The organism is Lacinutrix neustonica (assembly GCF_026625145.1).
Classification (GTDB): Bacteria; Bacteroidota; Bacteroidia; order Flavobacteriales; family Flavobacteriaceae; genus Lacinutrix; species Lacinutrix neustonica.
In genome coordinates, this window is the sequence record NZ_CP113088.1 from 88,492 (window position 1) to 112,233 (window position 23,742).

18 protein-coding genes and 8 pseudogenes are annotated in these 23,742 nt (G+C 35.5%); 8 read left to right on the forward strand and 18 right to left on the reverse strand.

Annotation, left to right across the window (positions count from 1 at the left end):
- The first annotated feature begins 25 nt into the window (after positions 1–25).
- Positions 26–1,305, forward strand: a pseudogene (gene rocD, locus N7U66_RS00470) (ornithine--oxo-acid transaminase).
- Positions 1,306–1,376: 71 nt separating this feature from the next.
- On the opposite strand, the gene N7U66_RS00475 reads toward rocD, so the two are convergent.
- The 4 genes from N7U66_RS00475 to N7U66_RS00485 all read right to left on the reverse strand — a co-directional run bounded on the left by N7U66_RS00475 (position 1,377) and on the right by N7U66_RS00485 (position 3,882).
- Positions 1,377–1,709: a CCC motif membrane protein gene (locus N7U66_RS00475; RefSeq protein ID WP_267678579.1), complete on the reverse strand. Its 333-nt coding sequence runs from the start codon at positions 1,707–1,709 to the stop codon at positions 1,377–1,379.
- On the reverse strand, positions 1,709–1,993 hold the full coding sequence (locus N7U66_RS00480) for a DUF2752 domain-containing protein (protein ID WP_267676882.1): 285 nt from the start codon (positions 1,991–1,993) through the stop codon (positions 1,709–1,711). The genes N7U66_RS00475 and N7U66_RS00480 overlap by 1 nt, the downstream gene beginning before the upstream one ends.
- A 91-nt stretch (positions 1,994–2,084) precedes the next feature.
- Positions 2,085–2,246 (reverse strand): T9SS type A sorting domain-containing protein, encoded by a 162-nt coding sequence (locus N7U66_RS22395; protein WP_390886608.1) that lies wholly within the window; start codon positions 2,244–2,246, stop codon positions 2,085–2,087.
- Positions 2,230–3,882 carry a hypothetical protein gene (locus N7U66_RS00485; protein WP_267676883.1) on the reverse strand — a complete coding sequence of 551 codons (1,653 nt, stop codon included), beginning with the start codon at positions 3,880–3,882 and terminating at the stop codon, positions 2,230–2,232. The genes N7U66_RS22395 and N7U66_RS00485 overlap by 17 nt, the downstream gene beginning before the upstream one ends.
- Before the next feature lie 187 nt (positions 3,883–4,069).
- On the opposite strand from N7U66_RS00485, the gene N7U66_RS00490 reads away from it, so the two are divergent.
- Together N7U66_RS00490 and N7U66_RS00495 are read left to right on the forward strand one after the other, a co-directional pair.
- Positions 4,070–4,267 (forward strand): hypothetical protein, encoded by a 198-nt coding sequence (locus N7U66_RS00490; protein WP_267676884.1) that lies wholly within the window; start codon positions 4,070–4,072, stop codon positions 4,265–4,267.
- 33 nt (positions 4,268–4,300) lie between these two features.
- Entirely contained in the window at positions 4,301–4,837 is a 537-nt protein-coding gene (locus N7U66_RS00495) for a DNA mismatch repair protein MutS (protein WP_313791350.1), read from the forward strand.
- A 126-nt stretch (positions 4,838–4,963) separates the two neighbouring features.
- Here the strand turns inward: N7U66_RS00495 and N7U66_RS00500 are convergent, their stop codons facing one another.
- Entirely contained in the window at positions 4,964–5,773 is an 810-nt protein-coding gene (locus N7U66_RS00500; protein WP_267676885.1) for a hypothetical protein, read from the reverse strand.
- Positions 5,774–5,942: 169 nt separating this feature from the next.
- Here N7U66_RS00500 and N7U66_RS00505 point away from each other — a divergent pair.
- Together N7U66_RS00505 and N7U66_RS00510 are read left to right on the forward strand one after the other, a co-directional pair.
- Positions 5,943–7,084 (forward strand): annotated as a pseudogene (locus tag N7U66_RS00505) (cysteine desulfurase family protein).
- A gap of 78 nt (positions 7,085–7,162) precedes the next feature.
- Entirely contained in the window at positions 7,163–7,945 is a 783-nt protein-coding gene (locus N7U66_RS00510; RefSeq protein ID WP_267676886.1) for an alpha/beta fold hydrolase, read from the forward strand.
- On the opposite strand, the gene N7U66_RS00515 is transcribed toward N7U66_RS00510, so the two are convergent.
- From N7U66_RS00515 to N7U66_RS00525, 3 genes are all read right to left on the reverse strand, one after another.
- On the reverse strand, positions 7,942–8,073 hold the full coding sequence (locus N7U66_RS00515; RefSeq protein WP_267676887.1) for a hypothetical protein: 132 nt from the start codon (positions 8,071–8,073) through the stop codon (positions 7,942–7,944). The genes N7U66_RS00510 and N7U66_RS00515 overlap by 4 nt on opposite strands.
- 74 nt (positions 8,074–8,147) lie before the next feature.
- The gene (locus tag N7U66_RS00520; protein WP_267676888.1) at positions 8,148–9,056 is read right to left on the reverse strand and encodes an SDR family oxidoreductase; all 909 of its coding nucleotides are present in this window, start codon (positions 9,054–9,056) and stop codon (positions 8,148–8,150) included.
- 37 nt (positions 9,057–9,093) lie between these two features.
- The gene (locus tag N7U66_RS00525; protein WP_267678580.1) at positions 9,094–9,267 is read right to left on the reverse strand and encodes a Lacal_2735 family protein; all 174 of its coding nucleotides are present in this window, start codon (positions 9,265–9,267) and stop codon (positions 9,094–9,096) included.
- Between the two features lie 609 nt (positions 9,268–9,876).
- On the opposite strand from N7U66_RS00525, the gene N7U66_RS00530 reads away from it, so the two are divergent.
- Together N7U66_RS00530 and N7U66_RS00535 are read left to right on the forward strand one after the other, a co-directional pair.
- The gene (locus tag N7U66_RS00530; RefSeq protein WP_267676889.1) at positions 9,877–10,506 is read left to right on the forward strand and encodes a hypothetical protein; all 630 of its coding nucleotides are present in this window, start codon (positions 9,877–9,879) and stop codon (positions 10,504–10,506) included.
- Positions 10,507–10,519: 13 nt separating this feature from the next.
- Positions 10,520–11,317 (forward strand): hypothetical protein, encoded by a 798-nt coding sequence (locus tag N7U66_RS00535; RefSeq protein WP_267676890.1) that lies wholly within the window; start codon positions 10,520–10,522, stop codon positions 11,315–11,317.
- A 224-nt stretch (positions 11,318–11,541) separates the two neighbouring features.
- On the opposite strand, the pseudogene N7U66_RS00540 reads toward N7U66_RS00535, so the two are convergent.
- From N7U66_RS00540 to N7U66_RS00585, 10 genes and pseudogenes are all read right to left on the reverse strand, one after another.
- Positions 11,542–12,750: pseudogene (locus N7U66_RS00540) on the reverse strand (cation:proton antiporter).
- Between the two features lie 113 nt (positions 12,751–12,863).
- Positions 12,864–14,572, reverse strand: a pseudogene (locus N7U66_RS00545) (sodium:solute symporter).
- Positions 14,573–14,777: 205 nt separating this feature from the next.
- Positions 14,778–17,303: pseudogene (locus tag N7U66_RS00550) on the reverse strand (PIG-L family deacetylase).
- Between the two features lie 216 nt (positions 17,304–17,519).
- A pseudogene (gene corA, locus N7U66_RS00555) lies at positions 17,520–18,599 on the reverse strand (magnesium/cobalt transporter CorA).
- A 17-nt stretch (positions 18,600–18,616) separates the two neighbouring features.
- Positions 18,617–19,147 carry a mechanosensitive ion channel domain-containing protein gene (locus N7U66_RS00560; protein ID WP_267676892.1) on the reverse strand — a complete coding sequence of 177 codons (531 nt, stop codon included), beginning with the start codon at positions 19,145–19,147 and terminating at the stop codon, positions 18,617–18,619.
- Between the two features lie 216 nt (positions 19,148–19,363).
- A complete protein-coding gene (locus N7U66_RS00565) occupies positions 19,364–20,092 on the reverse strand; it encodes a septum formation inhibitor Maf (RefSeq protein ID WP_313791352.1) in 729 nt (242 codons plus the stop codon).
- A 31-nt stretch (positions 20,093–20,123) separates the two neighbouring features.
- A pseudogene (locus N7U66_RS00570) lies at positions 20,124–20,718 on the reverse strand (Maf family nucleotide pyrophosphatase).
- A gap of 2 nt (positions 20,719–20,720) precedes the next feature.
- Positions 20,721–21,629: a geranylgeranylglycerol-phosphate geranylgeranyltransferase gene (locus N7U66_RS00575; protein WP_267676893.1), complete on the reverse strand. Its 909-nt coding sequence runs from the start codon at positions 21,627–21,629 to the stop codon at positions 20,721–20,723.
- Between the two features lie 358 nt (positions 21,630–21,987).
- A pseudogene (locus N7U66_RS00580) lies at positions 21,988–22,519 on the reverse strand (KdsC family phosphatase).
- Positions 22,506–23,267: a Rossmann-like and DUF2520 domain-containing protein gene (locus N7U66_RS00585; RefSeq protein ID WP_267676894.1), complete on the reverse strand. Its 762-nt coding sequence runs from the start codon at positions 23,265–23,267 to the stop codon at positions 22,506–22,508. The pseudogene N7U66_RS00580 and the gene N7U66_RS00585 overlap by 14 nt, the downstream one beginning before the upstream one ends.
- A gap of 125 nt (positions 23,268–23,392) precedes the next feature.
- On the opposite strand from N7U66_RS00585, the gene N7U66_RS00590 reads away from it, so the two are divergent.
- The gene (locus N7U66_RS00590; protein WP_267676895.1) at positions 23,393–23,734 is read left to right on the forward strand and encodes a group III truncated hemoglobin; all 342 of its coding nucleotides are present in this window, start codon (positions 23,393–23,395) and stop codon (positions 23,732–23,734) included.
- Positions 23,735–23,742 lie beyond the last annotated feature (8 nt).

Sequence of the window (23,742 nt, forward strand, 5' to 3'; positions counted from 1 at the left end):
TTATAACTTTAAAATTAATAAAAAAATGGCTGTTTTAGAACACTTAACATCGCAACAGGCGATGGATTTAGAAAACAAATACGGAGCACACAATTACCATCCACTTCCTGTAGTATTGAGTAAAGGTGATGGGGTGTATGTATGGGATGTAGAAGGTAAAAAGTATTACGATTTTTTATCGGCATACTCTGCGGTTAACCAAGGACATTGTCACCCAAAAATTGTTGGGGCCATGACCCAACAAGCACAAACCCTTACTTTAACTTCAAGAGCATTTTATAATGATATGTTGGGGAAGTTTGAAAAATATGCGACGGAAACGTTTCATTTTGATAAGTTATTACCCATGAATACTGGTGCCGAAGCTGTGGAAACCGCTTTAAAACTATGTAGAAAATGGGCGTATGAAGTGAAAGGTATTGATGAAAATGAAGCTGAAATAATTGTATGTGAAAACAATTTCCATGGAAGAACGACGACGATCATTTCATTTTCTAACGATGCTGTGGCACGCAAAAACTTTGGTCCCTACACTAAAGGGTTTATAAAAATTGAATACGATAATCTTAAGGCTTTAGAAGACGTATTAAATAGTAATAAGAATGTTGCAGGGTTCCTAGTTGAGCCTATTCAAGGTGAAGCGGGTGTTTATGTGCCTAGTGAAGGGTATTTGGCAGCAGCAAAAGCGTTGTGTGAAAAACATAATGTCTTATTTATTGCAGACGAGGTACAAACAGGAATAGGAAGAACAGGTCGTTTATTAGCGACATGTGGTAACTGCTCTTGTGTGGATAAACATTGTTCAGGCACACCGAAGTAAAGGCCGATATTTTAATTCTAGGAAAAGCCTTATCAGGAGGTGCGTATCCGGTGTCTGCTGTTTTAGCTAATAATAACATCATGAATGTTATAAAACCAGGAAACCATGGGAGTACCTTTGGAGGAAATCCGGTGGCTGCTGCTGTAGGTATGGCTGCTTTAGAAGTTATTAAAGATGAAAAATTAGCAGAAAACGCACAGGAATTAGGTGAATTGTTTAGAGCCGAATTACAAAAGTTTATTGACACCTCGAACATCGTTAACGGTGTAAGAGGAAAAGGTTTATTAAATGCGATTTTAATTAACGATAGTGAAGACAGTGAGACGGCATGGAATATTTGTATTGCCTTACGTGATAACGGGTTATTGGCAAAACCTACACATGGAAACATTATTCGTTTTGCACCCCCTCTAGTAATGACGAAAGAACAATTATTAGATTGTGTAACTATTATTACTAAAACGTTAAAGCAATTTGAAAAATAGATTGACTTCGTTTTATTATAAAGAAAAAAGCGACCCTAGGGTCGCTTTTTTCTTTATAATATTTGAGATAATTAATTTTGTTGCATTTGTTCCATTATCTCTTGGTAACGCATCATACTTTCTTCCCAACCTCCAGTTGAAATATAGTAGATGTTATATATTAAATATATAGCATTAATAATTGTAATTACCAAGGCTACTATTTTCGCCGTATTCATGGCTTTAATATCCCCTTCGTAATCGTCAGGATTTAATTGAGCTGCTTTTATTTTACTTCCAGCTATAAAGTAGGCTGGTGCTGATAATAAGACTCCTAAACCACCAAAACAGCAGCATAAAAGGCCAATAATGGATAATACATAAACTAACGTTGGGTTAAGCTTTTTTTCATAAGTTGGTTTTATTAATTAAAAAATTTCATTGTAAAACTAATAATAATAATTAAAACAGAGGCAATAGCTAGCCCGTTAATAATTTTATTAAGGTGTTTAAACTTGTAAAAAAGAGAAGTGAGGATTAATAAACCTAAAGGTACTAAAGTATAAACGGCTGGATACATTTTAAAAGCAGCGATCAATTCACCATGGAATAAATGACTTAATCCGCGTTGCAAACCACAGCCTAAGCAATCAAAGCCAAACAGTTTCTTATTTAAACAGGGAAGCATATAATCTTCTGGTGAATACATCTTGTTGTTTTTTGTAAATGTAAAAAAATAACATAAAAAAATGCTGCTATTTTTAAATAGCAGCATAAGTATTTATAATGAATTTCAAATATTATTTATTCGAAACAATGATTTTCTTACTCAAAACATTAGTATTATCTAAAGTAACCGTTACAATATAAACGCCATCACTTAAATTTTTCGTTGAAAACTCATGACGTGCCTTATTATCTAAATCTATTTTATTAAAGATTTGTTTACCGAGAGATATCAATTAAGGAAACAGATGCAATGTCAAGCGCCTTAGGATTGGCGATCACTAATTGTGAAAAGGTGTTGTTCTGAAATACAGAAAAGTCGTTGTCTTCAAATTCTGTAGTACTCAAAGTAACACCATTAGTAAAAGTAATCTCAAAACGATCTGCATAGGTTCCTGTCTCTAAATTAGCTTCAAAATTACGGGCTGTTAGGTCGTAGTATATATCAGTGACTTTATCGTGTATGTATATGGGCTCTGAATCAAAATGTTGTACATCGAAAATACGCACTCTTACAGGTGTATTAGCATCTAACGTAATGACTAATGGTATTTTTAAATTTACATCAAAGTTGTGAGCTTGTGTTATGTAAGGCATATCGCCTAAAATAAAGTAAGCATCTCTGTCATTTGGTTCTAAATTATTAGACTCTAATCCATAATCAAAACCATCGGTAGCATCGGGATGGAAGTTATGTAATAATTGTCTTGTATGTTGATCATTAAAATCTACATTTAGTCTAAAACGTCTTAAACCTGGCAAATCTGGTAAGATTTGTAATCCATTGTCGTCATATTGAAATTCATTCACAGCACCTACCGGAGTCGATGTTTTTTTATCGCTACTGGCCGTGTCCTTAAAGAATTCACTATTGGTGTCACTTTCTTTATAATACACTCTGTGTTCATTTTTTGCTTGGGCATCGCCATCGACGGCACCTTCAATCATGAAGCCTTGGCCTACAGGAATATATCGTTTTACCGATTTTCCGCTTGTAGAGGTAGAACCTGTAGAATTCGGGTAACCATCAGGCCCCAACGTTGTAAATACTGCAGGGACAAAATTTTCCATGGAACCATCGGAAGCAATAGTGTAAGTCGCATAACCACCAACGTACTGTGATAAATTATGAGACATAACAGCAGTGTCTTGTTCCCGGAAAAATAAAGTTCCAGTAATAATACTGGCGTTATTGGCATCATGAATGTATGCAGCAGCATCCAATGCTGATGGATAAGGATTCCCTACTAGGGTGTAATTCCCAGTAAGAACCGCAGTATTTATAGTTCCGGAATTTGGTTTTCCTCTAAAGTCATAACGTTGGCTTGCAGAGCCAGTAGAGCCTTTCATTGTAAACCCATATCCCGGTTGTAAGTCTGCACCGTTTCCTATGTGATCCCATTCTGCATATAAAGTTCCTGGAGAATAACCATATAACCAATACTTGGCTATTCCTAAAGGTGAAGCTGTGCCATCATATCCACCAATCATGGTTGCTGGAGTACTGGTGGTTAAACCGGTAGCGTCTGTTAAAATTGAGGCATCAGATTTAAATGTATTATTACCATTGACATCTGTATTTACATTACCCACGGGTGACGCCCAGTAATTATAGGCATAATTGTGAACCGATCCTTCTTGGTAAACACTTACTTTTCCTAAGCCCGCATTACCAGTGGTACCACCGCCTTGCAACAATTGACCGTCACTGCGCAAGTAAAGCGTGGAATTAGGTTCCTTTAAATTAACGTCGTCTTCGACATATACATAGGTGTCCTTAACAAAGAGGTAAGCGTCATTACGTACCGTTAGCTGTGCGAAACTGGCACAAGACAGGAAAAAAAAGATAATAAACCAATTAGGAGATTTCATAGGAGAGTAGGTTTAAGTTTGTTACATGAGATTTAATAGCAATCACAAAGATAGGGATTTAGTTTGTAAGTAAAAATATAATTTGTATAGTTTTTATTTACTAAGACATACGAAAATTTTATAACAGTGGTTTTATTAAAATGTATTCTTGTTTTAATTTAATATTTTTGTAATGAAATTAAGCAACATGAAAAACATAATTAGTTATCTTTTAATTGCTATTGGAGGGGCTATTGCCATCTATGCCAATGCCAATGAAAAACAAAATGTCCTATTACTTATTGTTGGTATAGTTACCTTAATGATTGGGATCTACGGATTGAATAGAAAATTGACAAGCAAGTCTGTTGAAGCGTCTAAAAAAAATAATCAAGAAGAAGAATGAATTTTAAAGTAGGAGACCGCGTATTCGTTACGGATGAAAATCTTTCTCGGAGAAATTATTAAAATTATTGGAAACAAGGTCACTATTGAAGATACCGATGGATTTGAACTCATTTTTGAGACGTCTGAAATTGTAAAACAACAGGATGATTCGTTAAAACGAGAGGCTTTTTCGGGTAAAAGCATTTCCCAAATAGTTCTAGAAAAAACACCTGAAAAGCGTAGAACTGCTCCAAAAGTAAAACCTAAAGAGCGCTTTCAGCCCACTATGGAAGTAGATTTACACATTCATCAATTAGTAAAAAGCGAACGCGGGATGAGTAGCCATGATAAAAAAATGCTACAATTAGATACCGCCAAACATAAGTTGGAATTCGCGATGAGAAAGAACATACCAAAAATAGTATTCATACACGGAGTAGGTGAAGGGACTTTAAAAATCGAGCTTGAATATTTGTTTGGACGCTATGATAATGTTAAGTTTTACGAAGCCGATTATAAAAAATATGGTCAAGGGGCTACAGAAGTTTACATTTATCAAAACAAAAAAGGGAGTGATGCTACTTACTAAAATGGAGGTGTTACGGTTCGTGTCTTTGAAGTAATGCTACTATCTAGAAATCCAAAATCAAGCGTTTCTTGTATTAAAATAGGTAAAACAATACCTGTAATAAATAAGTTAACTGAAAACTCTTGTTTAATGGAATGTATGCGAAAGGCTGTAGCTGGAACGCTCGCTACTATTTCTCGGATTTAAAAAATCTGGACCAACAGCACTATTAGTGATGTCATCTGTAGGATTGCTATTTGCCGAATTACTTTCTTCATCTCTAGTAAACACGCCGTCACCATCATCATCAGTATCCAAATAATCCGGTGTGCCATCACCATCGGTATCCTGAGCAGCTGTTAATCCTAATTCTACGGAATAATTTGGTTTTTCAGCAGATGTAAATACATTGTCACCATCATCATCCTGATCTAAATAGTTCGGCAAGCCATCACCATCGGTATCGGTAGGCATGGTGGAAGGATCATTATCACCGTCTAAATTTTCATCCTCTAAAGCGGCGGGGATGCCATCATTGTCATCTTCAACTAAGTTAATGGTAAATAATGCATTACCACTGTTAGAACTATAGTCATTAATGACATCCAAATTCGCAGATGGCACATCATTACAAAATACGTTAACGGGCTCAGAGCTATAGGTTCTATAATTAAAACGATTAGTACTTCCGTTAATTGTATACGATTGGTTGAGATTAACCAGATCCACAAGTAAAGACCCTGCTTCAATAGGCTCGGTTTCAAAAAAGGTTTCTAGATCTACACTTTCTAATTGAAGAGAAAGTGATTCATTGGGACTCGTTTTTGTTTTAAAAAGAACTAAATCACCACATGCTTGATAGGTATCGTCAAAATCAAGTTCTACAGTGAGCACGTCACCGTCGTCACAAGAAATTAATACAAAAGCGGCAACTAGTACAGAAAAAAAAGTTCTCATAGAAAAGTAGATTATTTCACAAAAATAGTAGAATTGTGTTAATCCTAACGCCATGAACCCGCATTAATTTTATTTGACTTATTTTTGTGCTCTCAAAAGAGCCGTTTTCTCGCTGTAAAGCTACAGTATGAGTAAAAAGCTAAATGAATATTAAAGTTTTCCCAAAAGAATGAAACAAGTCTATTTTGATAGTGCAGCAACAACACAATTAAGAGATGAAGTGATTGTAAAAATGACAGATTCTTTAAAAACGTGTTATGGTAATGCCTCATCAACGCATAGTTTTGGTCGTACCTCAAAATCATGCATTGAAAATGCACGTAAAACAGTCGCTAAATTACTAAATGTATCGCCCTCAGAGATTATTTTTACTTCGGAGGTACAGAAGCAGACAATTTGGTGTTACGCAGTGCGGTGCGCGATTTAGGGGTTAAAGAAATCATTACTTCTAGAATAGAGCATCATGCCGTATTATACACGGCTACTCAATTAGAACAAGAATATGGTATTTCTATTAAATATGTTGATTTAGATGAGCATGGTACTATAGATTATCAACATTTGGAGGCGTTATTACAAGCCGATAAAAAACAGTTGGTAAGCTTGATGCATGTTAACAATGAAATTGGAAACCTCCTCGATATTAAAAAAGTGGGTGCGTTATGTAAAACCTACGATGCTCTATTTCACAGTGATACCGTGCAGTCCGTTGGCCATTACGAAATGGATTTACAAGACCTAAATATTGACTTTATGGCCGTAAGTGCACATAAGTTTCATGGTCCAAAAGGGGTGGGCTTTGCTTTTATAAGAAAGCATTCAGGCCTAAAGCCTCTTATTTTTGGAGGAGAGCAGGAGCGTGGGCATCGTGCAGGAACCGAAGCGGTACATAATATTGTGGGTCTTGAAGAAGCACTCAAATTATCTTATGCAAATTTAATTGAAGAACGGGCCTATGTCACCACATTAAAAGCCTATTTTATAAAAAAAATATCGGAGGCTTTTCCAAAAGCAACCTTTAATGGTCACTGTGCTAATTTAGAAAAAAGCACCTATACTTTAATCAATGTTTGTTTGCCTATACCGGCCGAAAAGGCCTTGATTTTATTGTTTCAATTAGATTTAAAAGGTATTGCGTGTTCAAAAGGAAGTGCTTGTCAAAGCGGTAGTAACAAAGGATCACATGTGTTATCACAAATTTTATCTGATGCCGATTTGCAAAAACCTTCGCTACGCTTTTCATTTTGCAAATACAATACTAAAGAAGAGATTGACTATGTTGTAGACGTCTTGAAAGAATTTGTTAACTAAAAGGATACCAAGCGATTTTGATTTTTTTATTTGGAATTTATAAGCGGTAATGCCTTACTTTTACATAAAAATAAACAGGTGCTAAACTACTCAACATATTTACATAAAACAGCAACCGAATGGGTCACGTTTGTACATGGCGCAGGAGGAAGTTCATCTATTTGGTTTAAGCAAATACGTAGTTTTGGCGCACAGTTTAATGTGCTTATTTTAGATTTGCGAGGTCATGGCAATTCTAAGCCAGCCCTTAAAGATGCCTTTAATAAAAAGTATACTTTCGATTCTATAACTCATGATATTGTAGAAGTAATTAATCATTTAAAAATTGAACGTTCTCATTTTGTTGGGATTTCATTAGGTACTATTTTAATACGAAATCTTGCAGAAAAGTATCCCGAGCGTGTTAAGAGTATGATTATGGGTGGTGCCATTATGAAATTAAATGTCCGCTCTCAAATTTTAATAAAATTGGGCGTCATTTTTAAATCTGTAGTCCCTTACATGCTGTTATATAAGTTTTTTGCCTTTATAATCATGCCCGGAAAAAACCATAAAAGTTCTCGCCTCCTTTTTGTGAATGAAGCTAAGAAACTGTATCAAAAGGAATTTGTGCGCTGGTTTAAATTAACATCAGAAATTAACCCATTATTACGTTTTTTTAGGGCCAAAGACATCAAAATTCCTACATTATATGTCATGGGAGACGAAGATCATTTGTTTTTACCTTCCATAAAAAATGTAGTGTCTAAACATATACAATCTACCTTATTTATAGTGGAAAATTGCGGACATGTGGTCAATGTTGAACAGCCGGAATTATTCAATAATAGAACCATTCAATTTATAAAAGGGTTGGCTTAATAGCTTTTTCTAAACTTTTTTTCTACAGAAAAATCGATAAGATTCATGAAATTCTCATGCACCCCTAGAGTCGCATCTAACTTTAAGTGTTCAATTAGTTTTTGAATGCGTTTGGCATCGAACTGCAAATCTGGAACAGAAACATATTTCTCAAAAACGGAACCAATCGTTTTATAATATAATTGTTCAAAACCATTGAGGTTTACAGGTTTTTCCGAAGCATATTCATAATCATTAATGGCAAAAGATTCCGAACTTCACCTACATAGTCCTTGTGCAGAATCTGTTTCGGGTTCACGATATTGAGTTCCTTAATATCGGGATTTAAAAAGGCATACAAAATGGCTTTCGATACAAAATCTACAGGGACAATATTGAGACCGCTTTCTTTGTCGATCCATATTCTAAAAGCATTTTTAAATTTTGGTGCATATTTGTCTAAAAAAATGGCCCAGGCGTAAAAGACATCAAATTTTGGTGTTTCAAAAAAAGGTTTATCAATGAGGCGACCACAAATAATACTAGGTCTTAAAATTTGGGCGTTTATGTGCTTCTCTTCACAGGTTTTTTTAACAAAACGTTCTGTTTCATACTTAGATTGCTCATAGGGATTCCTAAAATCATCCACACGATAATTGGCAATAGAATCGTTTACTTTTTCTTTTTGAATGCCGTATGAATACGCCGTACTAATGTAAATAAACCGATTAACTCGAGTGGGTAAGTTATCAAGCAATTGTTTGGTGGCTAAAAAATTTTGCTCGTGCACCTGTGTCTTAGTATCGCTTGCATGAGAAAGGTTTGTAGAACCGGCACAATGAATAACAGTATCAAATGGGTGCACTTCCAAAGTCTTTTTAGTAATCGCGATTAAGTCTTCAGAAATGACTGTGATTTTTGACAAACACTCTTCAATACTAAACGGATTAAGATAATTAGGACGAGAGGCATCATTTAAAATCTGTAGCAGGCGGTCTTGTGCAGCTATAGAACTATTGCGTATCACCACATACAAATGATTAACCGTTTGGTCTACTAGTGCTTTTTTTAGCCAATCGAAAATAATGTGGCTTCCAACAATTCCAGTACCACCAGTAAGCAAACAGCTCATAACATTTTAAATATTAGAATGTAAATTTAATCTAAATTTACTCCCCCTGCTTCAAAATATCAATTTGATCTAAAATCGCTTGCGCTTCGGCTTGCTTCTTATCACTTTCACTGCGATTAGTAGTAGATAATTTATAAGATTCCTCTAATAGTTTTTTGTATTGCTCTTGTAGTTTCTCTAGCTTGCTTTTCTTTTTAAATAATCCGAACATCATTTTTTTTATTAAAGATACGGCTCGAATGCGTTTGTTTTTGGTAAGGTTTTGTTAATTGTAATCGGTTTAATAATTTAAAAATTATATTTTATCAGGACTCGCATCTAATTAGAGTGTACTATTAATTAAGGCTAATTGCGTCTCTTTCAAAATTAAAAGGGCATAAAATGTTAAGTACTAATTATTATAGCATGGTCCTTTTATTAAACATAAATAACTTTTTAAGTTGTCTATGGTATCACAGGTGTACTCATTCTTATTGAACACAATATCCTAACATTGATCTAAATGTGGAAATTATTGTATTACTCTGTTTAAAAAGCTTGCCAAAGCAAATTGGTGCTTCGTAGAATTATTATTTTGACTTAAGTGTCTATCAAGTGTTTAGTAATCATGTAAATAGAATCACGCATACTATTTAAAGAAAAAGAGTCAAACCATTAAACCTTATTACATTGCAATTTCGGAGTGAAATCACGATTTATTGCACTTCATCGAAGTATTATAACAGTTTGTCTATTTTTTTTACTACATTCGTAAAATATTATAATGCTATTTGCATTTGTCATATATGATAGTTGCGAATAATAAGAATCCCTTAACACTATGAAATCAAACAAACTAACTTTAATCGGTATTGTAATACTTTTTATTACAACAACAGCATTGGCACAAGTGGGTGTTGGTACAACTAGTCCTGATGCGTCTTCTGCATTAGACATCTCCTCTACCACACAAGGCTTATTGGCGCCTAGAATGACCACCACAGAGCGAACGGCCATAGTTTCGCCAGCTAAGGGACTATTGGTTTTTGACATTGATAATGATGCATTTTATTTTTATGACGGTGCAAACTGGATAGCTGTAGAAGGAGGAGTAAAACGAAACAATTATAAATTAGTTCAATCGGACGTAGACCTGGCTGATGAGCTAGCTGCTGGCGGTGGAAGTTCTTACCTTTTGGATGAGAATACGCTGTATGAAATAAATGGCACCATTTTTTTAGCAGCATCCATTGACATCAATGGAGCCTATGTGTTTGGAGCAGATGGTAATGAGGATGTTTTGGTAAGAGCTGGTGGAGTTATTTTTAGTGGTGTTAAAGGAGGGGGCATAAAAGGTGTGACGCTTACTGCTCCAGGGGGTAGTGTATTTAACATGACAGGCGACGGTACCGAGAATATTATTTGGAGAGATTGTGCGGTTGTAAATTCTCGGATCAGTAGGAACAATTAATAATTATAATATTGTGTTTTTAGATGTCATTCAGTTTGTAGGTAACACCACGGGCGTTATCTATACTGATATTAAGCAGTTGCTATTGAATACTACAGCGTGGGACGGAAATAATGAAGGTATTTACGAAACTTATGTTGGTGATTTTGATATTATATCAAAGCAAGGAGGATATTGTAAAGTTGTTACGGCTACAGCTGCAATAGATGTAACAGGAGTGACTTCTGTTTCAGGAAGTGCTGGTCTTAATGTTGTCGATTTTTTTGGAGGCGGTAACTATATTAATGGAAGTTCACCTTATGCAGGATATAATTTCACGAATGACTGGAAAGTTAACAGTCCCGGCATAGCCGTTGAAACAGACGCAGTAGCAGCTGGAAATTTTTATTATGATGGTCCTTTAACCACTGGCTTTACCCGCACCATAAGTAGTGGAGCCGCGGTAGAAATTCAGGGGGATGGTACTTTTACGACTAGTAATTTATTTAGATTTACTAGTGCAGGTGGAGGTAACAGACTGGTTTATGATGGCATCGAGGAGCATTCATTCCAAATAAACGCCTCTCTCTCAATTAGAGTCGATAGTGCTGTTGGTAATTTTTATGCTTTTCTGATAGCGAAAAATGGCACGGTCGTAACAGAATCAAATTCTATAGCTTATATCGCCAGCGATGTACAAATTCAAAACATCTCTATAAATACTAATTTAAACTTAATTAGCGGTGACTATATTGAGGTATTTGCTGAAAGGTTAACGGGGAGTGGAAATGATACCTTAGTCGTTTTTTCTGAGAACTTGACTATAAAATAAGAGAGGATGTTGCTGTTTTTTAATTTCATTGCTAAACCGAATGGTTAAGGTATATTAACATAGATGAGATAGTTAATGGTAATGTAACCACTACAAATCATGGTAGGAAGTATTTTTTAGGTTTCGATCTTGATTTTTTTAATCAAACACAGCGTTTGCTTATAAAGGAAATAGAAAAAGTGTCCTACATAAGATTCATTAATTTTTAGACACCAACAAAAGTTTTATTCCATTTTTTTAAAGCCCCATTTTAGCATCATTGGGGTTGTAATGGTTGTTAACACTCCCATAATGACTAAGATCGAAAATATTTCACTCGTAATTAAACCAGCTTTAAAAGCAATATTTGCGATTACTAATTCCATGATGCCTCTCGCATTTAAACCAAACCCCATAACAAGCGCTACTTTATGATCCAATCCAGCAAACCGACTTCCATAATAACCCCCAATTATTTTTGACACATACGAGACCAAGACTATTGCAACTAAAAGCGATATATTATGAATGGCAGACAGTTCAAATTCAAGGCCGATACTTGCGAAAAAAATAGGAGCTAAAAATCCAATAGTTAAACTACTCGTGGTTTATTCTATAGTTTTCAAATTTTCTTTTCCAAGTATGGAGTCACTTAACAGCATAGAAGAACAAAAAGCGCCTATTATAAAATGAAACCCCAAGGCTTCAGTTACAGATGAAAAAAGTAAGATAAATGCAAAAAAAATGGCGAAAAGGGGCTCTTTTCCTTTTATTACTGCAAGTAATTTACTGAGTGCGTTTTCAACAAAATCGCCTTTTCTTGAGAGTCTCTTGGTAATGTAATAGCTAAACGCTAATAAAGCGATAAAAACAACTAATTTTAAAAGTGACATGGAAGCGACTTTGGCAACCGATGCAATGGTAATATTCGTGTCTTTGAGATTGAGTAAAACACCTAAAACCGACAACGCAGCAATGTCATCAAAAATAGCTACGGAAATAATTTTTTGACCAACCTCCGAATTTAATTTACCCAAATCCATGAGTATTCTAATACTCACCGGTAAGGCTGTAATCGCAATACAAAGCCCAATAAACATGGTTGTCATCATTTTTAATCCAAAAAAATGACCAACGGCAAAACCACAGAATAGTGGAATGAAAAAAGCCATAATTGAAATTATTAAGCGCCTGCCTTTAAGTGATTTAAGGATGTCGTCGATATTAATTTCAAGACCTGTAAGAATCACTAAAAGGAAAATCCCTAACTCTGAAATTACTTTGATATCTGCTGTAGGATGAATAAGACCTAAAAGGCTTGGTCCTAAAAGGATACCGGCGATGATTTCTCCAATCATTGCGGGTTGTTTAAAACGTTCAAAAAGCTCCCCAAAAACCTTAGCCGTTACTAACAGGATAAGTAAGTTGGTGAAAAAGGGGAGTTCAAAATTCATTTTAAAAGTAATAAAGATTAGTTTCTCATTTTATACCTTTATAGTAACGGCCTACATCACAATAAATATAATGCTTTATAGATCTATATCACTTGAGAAAATAACATTTAGTTTCAATTAATAGGGCGTGCGTTTTTAGTTGGTGTCATGAGCTGCAATATACTTGCAATTGCAATAACCACCACACAGCCCACAAAATTTAACCATAAAAAGGGTAAATTAATAATGTCGAATTCATTTAAAAGAAAAAGAGTAATGACAATCGCCTGAGTAATAAAAGCTGCTGCAAAAACAGCATTGGCTTTAACAAACTTAAAGAAAAAGGCGAGGAGAAAAATGCCCAATACGTTACCATAAAATATAGAACCAATAATATTTACCAATTGTATCAAATTCTCAGCGAGATTAGCAACACAGGCCACACCTATAGCCATAATGCCCCAAAGCAAAGTGAACCATTTAGAGGCTTTCAACATCTCTTCTTCGGTTTTTTCTCCCACTTGCTGTTTGTATAAATCCATGGTAGTGGTACTGGCTAATGCATTTAATTCGCTGGAAGTACTCGACATGGCAGCGCTTAAAATAACGGCCAATAACAAGCCAATGAGTCCCTTTGGTAAATTATTGAGGATGAAATGGATGAATACATAATCTTTGTCATTGCTTTCTACTTTAATACGTTTTGCTTCACCTGCTTTATCAATCAACTCTTGACCTTTAATGCGCAACTCTCGGTATCTTAAGTCATTCGCTTCAATGGTACTAATACTCGTACTATTTTTCTCTTGAACGAAACGTTCTATGGATTCTTTTTTCTCAAGAAATAAGACCTTTTGTTCCTTTTGAATGGCTTTATACGCGTCACTGTATTCAGAATTTAAAACCACTTCAGTGGCTGTGGGATTAAAATTGACAGGTGCTTGATTAAACTGATAAAACACAAAAACCATCACACCCACGAGGAGAATAAAAAACTGCATCGGCACTTTTAGAAGGCCATTGAATACTAAACCTAACTGCATTTCACGTACCGATTTCCCTGAGAGGTAGCGTTGCACTTGGCTTTGGTCTGTTCCAAAATAGGCCAGCATTAAAAAGGTGCCGCCTATTAAGCCGCGACCAAACGGTATACCTATTATTCAAATTGAAGGAAAAATCAAGAATTTCCATTTTTCCGCTCGCGCCAGCAATATCTAAAGCATTAGAAAAGGTGATGTTATCGGGTAATTTGTTCAAAATGAGTATAAAAGCGATAATCATGCCCGTAAAAATGACAATCATTTGATGTTTTTGAGTCACACTTACGGCCTTTGTACCACCGTAAACGGTGTAGATAATGACTAATAAGCCAATAATTACATTAAGTAATAAAAGATTCCAACCTAAAACTGCAGATAGAATAATGGCGGGTGCAAAAATGGTGATTCCGGCGGCTAGGCCACGCTGAATCAAAAACAAAATAGCGGTAAGCGTTCGCGTTTTTCTATCGAATCTATTTTCTAAAAATTCGTAAGCAGTATAGACTTTTAATCGGTGGTATAAGGGAATGAAAACCATGCATATAACGACCATAGCTATGGGTAATCCAAAATAAAACTGGACAAATCCCATACCATCATTAAAGGCTTGTCCTGGAGTAGAGAGGAAGGTAATCGCGCTGGCTTGTGTAGCCATGACAGACAGACCAATGGTCCACCACTTTGAGGTGCTCCCTCCTTTCAAGTAATCCTCTACATTTTTACTGCCTCCTGGTTTGTAACGTACCATAGATAACAATGGTTAAAAGTGTGCCTATTAAGACAATCCAATCAAGTGTTTGCATAATTTAAAAGGCGTTCATTATTAAATAGAAAATTATAATGTAAACAACGTTTGCTACTAGAATGAGTGTGTAGAGTTTATTCCATTTGTATTTTTCCATGGGGTTCGATTTATCGTTTGTTTTAATCAGGACGCTATGTGTTACATTCTATAGTATTGCAAAGAACTACTTTACATTGATAGTGGCACAGCTTGACTAAATGCGGTTATTTTTTTATTTCATCAGAATTACTGATCTGATTTTTACCAATAGACAGCATATTAGCAAATAATCTATAAGCACCGGAAACACCGGCTGGAAACTCTCTAAAAAAGCTTAAGCCCGTATAGATGTAGTAGCCTTTGCCATGTTTTGCAATTAATAAACTTCCCGTTTTTGGTGTTTCACCTTTATCGTTCATAGAAAATAATGGCGTGAATGCGTTGGACCACTCGCTAGGGAAGTATAAGCCACGTTCTTGTGTCCAGCCTTCAAAATCTTTCCGGGTGATTTTATTGGGTGTATTCAACAATTCATGATTGGGCTGTAAAAAAGTGACTTCAGCAAACTCATCGGTAACTCTGTCACGAGATAAAGTAATAGCGTAGGGCGCAATTTGGTCTACCTTAATTTGATGTCTGGTATTGTATTGCACAATCATGTTGCCACCATTCTTAACAAAATCGAATAAAATGTCTTGTTTATAATTTAAGGCTTCTACAGTGTTGTAGGCACGAATACCAATAACAACTGCATCAAAGTGGCTTAAATTTTCCGGTGTAATGTCTTGAGGTTTTAACAGAGCGACCTGGTAGCCAATTTGTTTTAAACTTTCCGGAACCACATCACCAGCGCCTTCAATGTATGCTATATTTTCACCTCGTTTTTTTATATCTAATCGTACCACTTTACTTTCACTAGGTAGTAATACTGTCTGAAAGGGAATGTGGTCATAATCGATTTCTATCAATTCTTTAGAATAGCTTTTATCTCCTACAGTAACTCGGGGGTTAATAAGCCCTCACTTTGGTTTTTTGGAGGAATCACAGTAAACGTAAGTGTTTGTTCTTGACCTTTATGCGCAATAGCTACTATTTGTTGCTTTGGGAATACTTGCCAATCTTTTGGATGTGCCAAGGTTACAATGCCTTGTAAATCATCTCGACCTGCTTTTACGAGTACTGGAATCTCTTTTTGTTGCTCATTTTCAAAAATGATAACTTTTTCAGCGATTTTTACAGAGGCTTCAGGAATGATTTCAAAGGGTTTGTAAACTTCCCCTTTTACAGGATCATTGCTTTTGTAGATTATCGCTCTCGTAAATGGTATGGTTTGACCTTCAATGGTAAGATTGAAAATAACATTAAGATTTCTAGGTGTTTCTGGTAATCCAATTTGTGCTTTATTGGCAACATTGTACATGCCTAAACTGCCTTTTTCGGTTAACCAGTAGGGCGTAGACTCTTTCTCTGTAGTAGGAATTTTCAAAGTAAAGTCCACTTCATGTTCTATATTTTGTTGTAAAGCGAGCGGGGCTTTGTTACCCTTTAAGGTAGGATACGCAATAGTTTCTATGATGATATTTGAAGGGCTTCTGTTTATCGCTTCAATTTTTAGTTTGATGTCTTCACCAGGGGTTGCGTGATTGGTGTCTGCAACGGCTTCTAAATACAAACCAGTACAAGCAGCTATGATATCTTTTATTTCTTTGGTTTTATACGCCTTCCAGTGTTCATCTTCCAAATTCTGTATCAACGAATATACTTGAACCAATGCAGGTACCGAGGCAGAAGGGTTTGTAAAATCATAATCGCGCTGAACTTTTTCTAGAAGGGTACCAATAGCTTTACCGCCTACAACACGGTTCCAACTGGTGTCAATACCATCAAAAATATTCGATTTGTCTTGCGGCAAATCGCCTTTAATGAGTTCGATATATTCTTGTTGTTCGCCTCGTGTTCCCGTGTTTCCAAAACCTTGAGATTTGTGCTGACTCCGGCTCAATGCAGCAATTTCAGTGTTACTTAGGCCTTTTGAAGGGTAATAGACCCCCACATCAAAGTTTAATAAATTGGTTTTGTCTGCGGCATCAAATTTTTCTTGAGATCCATAAAACCACCATGAGGTATTGAAAAATTCTCGTTGGGGTTTCCAAGTACCGTATTGCTTTACTTGTTTGGGATAGGCTATTGGGTCACTGGCCAAATCAAAGGCCTCTACACTTAGCATCGCTGAACTGGTATGATGCCCATGAGTAGACCCTGGACTTCTATGGTCGAAACGGTTAATAATAATATCTGGTTTAAATTGTCGAATGGCTAAAACCACATCGCTCAGTACTTCTTCTTTATTCCAAATCGCCAAGGTTTCATCTCGGATGTTTAGAGTAGCCAAAATCGTTGGCGCGTGTAAAGCGTTGCTCACCACCATCTATGCGTCTTGCAGCCAGTAATTCTTGTGTACGAATCACCCCTAAAAGCTCTCTAATTTCCGGCCCCACCAAATTTTGACCGCCATCACCACGCGTTAAAGACAAATAGGCTGTTCGCGCTTTTACATGGTTTGCCATATAGGAAATCAAGCGGGTGTTTTCATCATCGGGATGCGCCGCAACATATAAAACAGATCCTAGAAAATTCAACTTTTCTATGGCATCATAAATTTCTGAAGCGTTTGGCTTTTTTGGTTGTTGTGCGTGACTATTGAATAGAAATAGACTTGATAATAGGAGTGTAGCAATTATTTTTTGCATGTGCTTGATTTCAATTTGACCCGAAAATTTGGGGGTTTTCAAATATAAACAAACGCTTTTTTAATATGGTATTTTTAGATTTCTTTAACGTTATAGGTGAGTGAGAGGTACAGCTGTTATTAAAGGTTTAGAGAACACCTTAATATAAGTCTATGAAATGAATTGTTTTAATTTTAGTATTAATCTGCTACCTATAGTTGTTTTCTGAAAGGGTTTCTATAGCCACTTTTTTCGCTTGAAATAATACATCATTCCAATAAAAACAACAATCATCACGCCCCATACGGTGTGATATCCATATTTATAATGTAATTACGGGATGTTATCAAAATTCATCCCGTAAACACCAGCAATAAAGGTTAGCGGAATAAAAATAGTGGCTATAATAGTGAGGACTTTCATGACCTCATTCATACGATTACTAATGGTGGTCATGTACATATCCATCAAGCCCCAAATCATTTCGCGATAAATGTCTATGGTGTCAGACACTTGAATGATATGATCATAAACATCTGCAAAATAATGCAGTGTTTTTTGGTCTATGAGTTTGTTTTCACTTTTGTCCACTCGGCTAATAATTTCACGCAGGGGAAATATCGCACGGCGTACTTTTAGAACTTCCCGCTTAAGTGATTGAATTTCGGTAGAAATTTCATCCTTAGTAAGCCCTTCAAATAAATTATCTTCTAGGTCTTCAATTTTATTTCCCATGGTTTCAATAATGGCATAATAATGATCCACGATGGAATCTATTAAAGCATATAATAAGTAATCTGAACCTAAACCACGAACACGCCCTTTAGACTGTCGAATACGTTCGCGAAGCGCATCAAAAACATCTCCTTCTGCTTCTTGAAAGGAAAGCACATAATTTGATCCTAAAACAAAACTGACCTGCTCTGAAACGATATTTTCTTCGGCATCATAATACATCATTTTTAAAACCAAAAACATATAGTCATCATACTCATCAATTTTTGGTCGCTGGTTGGTGCTTACAATATCTTCTAAAACTAGGGGGTGCAAAAGGTAATGATTTCCTATTTTTTCAATCTCATCAACATTATTAAGTCCGTTAATATTAATCCAAGAAATAGAATCTGTAGTTTTATAACCAAATACTTCTTCAACGGTTTTAAGTACTTTTTCATCATAATATTCTAAATTGTAATCAAAAGACTCTATAAACAAAGCTTGGGTGTCTTTAACGCCCGTATAGATAATCGCTCCAGGAACCTGACCTACCTGTTTTTTATATTCTTGAGTACGTTTTTTTGGTTTGCGTCTAGCCATGAAATAAAATCAATGTGTTAATGAAAATCGCCGAAATCTTCAATCGCATCTTTCTCGACTAAAGTTACCGCTTTTTGTAAAATTAAATTGTTAGGATAGGTTACTAAGTCTCCGTTTTCAACGCGCAGATGGAGTTGAAAGGCTCTTATGTCTTCTATAACAGCTTCAATAGGGTAGTCTTTATCATGAATTTTTATTTTATCTCCTACTTTATAAGGAAATGAAAAGAACATGATAATACCGGACGTGACGTTACTTAAAATAGACCAAATGGCAAATAGACCAATACCAATAACAGCAAATACTGAAGAAAACATCAAGGAAATATCTTTAATATCTGTACCAAGTACGAAGGCTTCTACAAAAACAAAAATAAGGAATAAGGTCACGGTATAATAGCGTGATATTAACTTAATACGTGCATCATTAACCCCACTTTTTTGACCAATTTTTCGAATGGTTATTTTTCCCAAAATGCGAACAATAATAACAACAGCTAATACGACCGCTGTATTTATAAGTTTGATTTTATAAAGTTCTAAGAACATATTTAGATTCAATTTGCAACAAAGATAAAGGAGTTTTTATTCTAAGTGTAGTGTTTTACGTAAGACTTCATCTGTATTTTTGTTTTTATTCCAATAGGCCGATTTAATCGTTTTTATTTTGGTGGCAGTTGTTATCTTTTCATCGATGGTCTCCTGCCAACTTAAAATATCGAAAGGAAAATGCGGGTTGAAAGTTATTTTGAGCGTGCGGTTTAATTACGGATAAGTTAAAGTATAATTATTATCTTTTATTTTTCCATGAGCAGCATACCCTTTTAGAGTTATATGTTTTAATCGAATATATTCTAAAGCGGGGATCATTTTAAAGTCACCTAAAGGAAGCGATTGCGGATTGATGCGCAATTGGGTCCAGATCTCATTTTCTAATGGTGTTTTTTCTATGCTAAAATGCTCATCTGCCTCGCCTTCAAAATAAGAATGTGAAGCAATATCAAAACGTTCTCTATTATTGAGCTGCGTGTAAACATGGCCACACCATTCTTGAACAGAACAGCTCACTTTAATGGCATGTTGGTTGTTACTTACCGGGTAAAACGTGCTTTGCATAATAGAATATGGGTAAATGCCAGTATTGAAATTTTTAGTGCTATTTAATTTTAATACAAGATGATTAGAGGCGGTATTCTCATTAGCTTTCACTTGCGCCGTTGCTAAAAAAGGCTCAGTGACGTAAACGAGTACCGCTTTACCAGTTCTTTGTTCTCCATAACGCATTTGCTGTAGCTCATAGGACGAAATTTCGGCCTCGCCAGCATACCAATACTCTTTAAAAACTTGATTTAAAGCAGCGGTAGTATCGGCTGAGTTTTTTTCTGTTGAAGTTGTTTTCAATATGTTTTCAGCAAAAACGGCTCGGCCTTTTTTTTCACAAGATTGAAATAGAAGAAGAGCCAATACACCAAAGACTGCAATTGTTTTTTTCATAACCGAAGGTTTCAGTTATAAACTTACAATTCTAAAGTCCGTCTACAAAATCCTTTAACGTTTTGTAAACTAAATGTGTAGGTAAACCCATAACATTAAAATAGGAACCTTCTAATTTGGTGACTCCAATAAGTCCAATCCACTCCTGAATGCCATAAGCCCCAGCCTTATCTAAAGGAGAATACGTGTTAATATAATGCCATATTTCTTGATTTGTAAATGCTTTAAAGGTGACGTGTGTCACTGCATTTACTGTTTTTTGAAAGACTTTAGTGCGTATGCACACCGAGGTGATAACCTCATGAGTGGCATCACTTAGCGATTTTAAAATGGCAAAGGCTTCATCTTTGTTTCTAGGTTTTCCAATAGCAGCACCTTTATACCAAACAATGGTGTCACTCGTGATTAGAATGTCGTTTTCTTTTAATTCCTCTAAAAAAGGTAAAGATTTTAATTGCGCTAAATAATCTGTAATCTCAAAATGTAGGAGTTTTGGCGGATAATCTTCTTTTATTTCTTTTAGTCTGATTTCAAAATCTAAACCTAAATCTCTAAAAAACTGGTGCCGTCGTGGTGAGCCGAGAGGCCAAGATAATATTATAATTTTTGAGTTTTTCGTTTAGCATATTTAAAAAATAAAATAATACAGTACCATTGAAAGCATGCCTGTAATCATAACAAGTTTTAGTACTAAACTGATGTGCTTAAACTGCTGTTTTTTTTCTGCTGAAAATAATTTTATAGCAATATAAATTAGCGGCCCCACAACAGCCACTAAGAAATAAATAATAGCATCGGTGTGCATATAAAGGAAGGTTCCTATATAATAAATGATGATTAAAATAGTAATACAAGTTAAACCAAAAGCAATTTTTGCTGTTCGTAGTTTACCAAAAACGATAGGAAGCGTCTGCATACCTACTTTATGATCTCCATCTACATCTTGGATATCTTTAACTATCTCACGAATGAAGTTTATAAAAAAGGCAAAAATGGCAAAGTCGGCCAATACTTCAAACATGGTAGATTGTACACTTTGATTTTGAGGGGTTATCGCAGGCAGCAATTCAAACATACCTACAATCATCAAGCTTACCGAAACTAAAAGCGAGACCAATATATTACCAGCAACAGCCACTTGTTTTAAATAAGAGGCATAGACGTAAAGGGCTGCTGAAATGATTACAAAGGTGACAAAAAATTCAGGTTTACCGACCGAATGCGAGAGATAAAAGCCACAAAAAACGCCAATAACAGTAAAAATAATATAGAGGTAATTTGCTGTTTTTTCTGTAATATGTTTACCCACAATCACTTTCTCGGGCTTATTTACCGCATCGGTCTCCATATCATAAATATCATTAATCACGTAACCACCGGCTGCTATAAATAGTGTTGCCGGAATGAGAAAGGTAAAACCTAAAGCATTTAAGGTGGTGTCGATAGCAAACGCCGGAAACAAAGCGTATTTTATTAAAAGTTGCACAACGGCAATCATTATTAGGTTTTTCCAGCGGATAAGTTTAAGTATGCTCAAAGTGTGTTGGTTTATTAGTTAAATAAATAGTCTTTCAAAAATAGCTTTTATTACTAAAATAATAGGTTTTAAAAGTAAAATTGAAAGGCGTTTTACAATAGTATTCTTAATTATGACGGTTGTTGTCTTTTGTTTTTGTTTATTTTGATAGCCCCTCCCGTTTTGCTTGGAATTTAATCATAAAAGCCACCTTGCTTCTAGTGTGTTATGGCGTGTTTTTTTTATAAACACCCTTTTCTAGTGTTTGAATAAAAACGAAAGCATTATGCCTAAATCCATATCATTAAATCCCGTGTTAACTTGCGGTTGGTATCTTGTCAAAATTAATAATTATTCATCAAAAAAGAACAATTAAAATCTAAAGTGATGCATCATAACCACCATCCCAGTCTCCACGAACTTTTAGAACCTGCTCAATAACATCCCGCACACAGCCTTTACCACCACTTTTATGTGAAATATAGTGCGACAGTGCTTTTATTTCGGGAACTGCGTCTTGCGGGCAAGCGGCCAAGCCTACCAATTGCATAACAGGAACATCTCGGAATATCGTCTCCCATATATAAAATATGCTCCGGGCTGATGTTTTGTGTTTTTATATATTCTAGAAATTGATCCTTCTTATTGTGCGCTCCCAAATAGATGGTTTGTATGCCTAAATGCTTTAAACGCTCACGAACCCCTTCGTTTGTACCACCGTAAATAATACAAATATTATACTTTTTATTTAGTGCTTGTTTTAAGGCATACCCATCTTTTACATTCATACTACGTAGCATGTCGCCCGTTGTAGTAATAAGAAGTGAGCCATCTGTTAAAACGCCATCTACATCAAATATAAAAGTAGTAATATGTTCTAAGGATTCTTTGTAGCTTTTATCGTCTGCCATGTGTTTTTTGAATAGATTTGGTTAACAACTCGTAAACCGCTTTATGATGCTCACTTTCCAGTTGTTTTAAATGTCTTTTAATGGTTTTTTTATCATCACGTAAGGCGGGTCCGGTTTGAGCCATATAGGGGGAAAGCGTTTCAATCTTTTTAGCTGTTTCTTGAATTAAAGGCTTTAAAATATCAAATTCGGCACCATTGGCCTCAGTAATTTCGTGCGCCAAACGGTATAATTGATTGGTGAAATTATTTACAAAAACAGCTGCTAAATGAAGCCCTTGGCGTTGGTCGCTATTTACTTTGTGGCTTTTACTACCAATAGCCTTTGCTAAAGCTTTTAGAGTAGACAAGTCTTCTTTTTGTAAGGTTTCTATACACAATGGTATTTTAGTAAAATCGACTGCCGCGTCTTTAGAAAACGTTTGTAGCGGATAAAAGACCCCGCGTTTTTGCTTTTTGTCAACAGCATATAAACTCGTGCTTCCGGAGGTATGAACGACCAATCTGTTCTCAAAAGGTAAATGCTCTGAAAGTGTTTCAATAGCGTCATCACTAACGGCTAAAATATAAACATCTGCGGCCATTAGTTGTGATAAATCATCGGTAACGGAGACGTCATTTTTATAATGATCAATCGTTTTTAAATGGCGATTATACCATTGTTTTATGTTCACATCTCCCGAAGTGGAAAATGCCTTATATAAATGAGTGGCCACATTTCCTGCGCCTAAAAGTACTACTGAAATCATGCCGCTAAAATAAGTATCTCTGTAGTCATATAAAAGACGTTTAAGCTATCTTTGTAAACAATGGAAAAAAAGACATACAATCTCGGGAAGATATTTATCAATTGGTGTCTCTGTTTTACACAAAAGTGAGAAAAGATAGTGTTCTTGGTCCTTTCTTTAATGGTAAAATACACGATTGGGAAGCGCATTTACAGCACCTAACTACATTTTGGGAATCTAGTTTATTTATGTCCGGAAAACTAGAGAAAAAGTATTTAGGAAATCCGTTAGAAGTACACGTGACGGTAGATAAAGAAAATAACCATAGTATTACCGAGTTACATTTTGGTATTTGGTTGAATTATTGGATACAGACTATAGATGTTTTATTTATGGGAGACGTCGCCGATAATGCTAAACGAAGAGCTCGAAAAATGGGAACTTTTATGTATTTAAAAATTTTTGAAGCGAGAGCAAAAAACAAATAGAATTTTAA

Coding starts and splice junctions, on each gene's coding strand:
- N7U66_RS00485 (WP_267676883.1), bottom strand. CDS start 3,882: ATGAAATCTCCTAATTGGTTTATTATCTTTTTTTTCCTGTCTTGTGCC.
- N7U66_RS00525 (WP_267678580.1), bottom strand. CDS start 9,267: ATGTTCGGATTATTTAAAAAGAAAAGCAAGCTAGAGAAACTACAAGAG.
- N7U66_RS00500 (WP_267676885.1), bottom strand. CDS start 5,773: ATGAGAACTTTTTTTTCTGTACTAGTTGCCGCTTTTGTATTAATTTCT.
- N7U66_RS00495 (WP_313791350.1), top strand. CDS start 4,301: ATGAAAATCTTTCTCGGAGAAATTATTAAAATTATTGGAAACAAGGTC.
- N7U66_RS00480 (WP_267676882.1), bottom strand. CDS start 1,993: ATGTATTCACCAGAAGATTATATGCTTCCCTGTTTAAATAAGAAACTG.
- N7U66_RS00530 (WP_267676889.1), top strand. CDS start 9,877: ATGAAATCAAACAAACTAACTTTAATCGGTATTGTAATACTTTTTATT.
- N7U66_RS00560 (WP_267676892.1), bottom strand. CDS start 19,147: ATGTTCTTAGAACTTTATAAAATCAAACTTATAAATACAGCGGTCGTA.
- N7U66_RS00520 (WP_267676888.1), bottom strand. CDS start 9,056: ATGAGCTGTTTGCTTACTGGTGGTACTGGAATTGTTGGAAGCCACATT.
- N7U66_RS00565 (WP_313791352.1), bottom strand. CDS start 20,092: ATGAAAAAAACAATTGCAGTCTTTGGTGTATTGGCTCTTCTTCTATTT.
- N7U66_RS00490 (WP_267676884.1), top strand. CDS start 4,070: ATGAAAAACATAATTAGTTATCTTTTAATTGCTATTGGAGGGGCTATT.
- N7U66_RS00585 (WP_267676894.1), bottom strand. CDS start 23,267: ATGATTTCAGTAGTACTTTTAGGCGCAGGAAATGTGGCCACTCATTTA.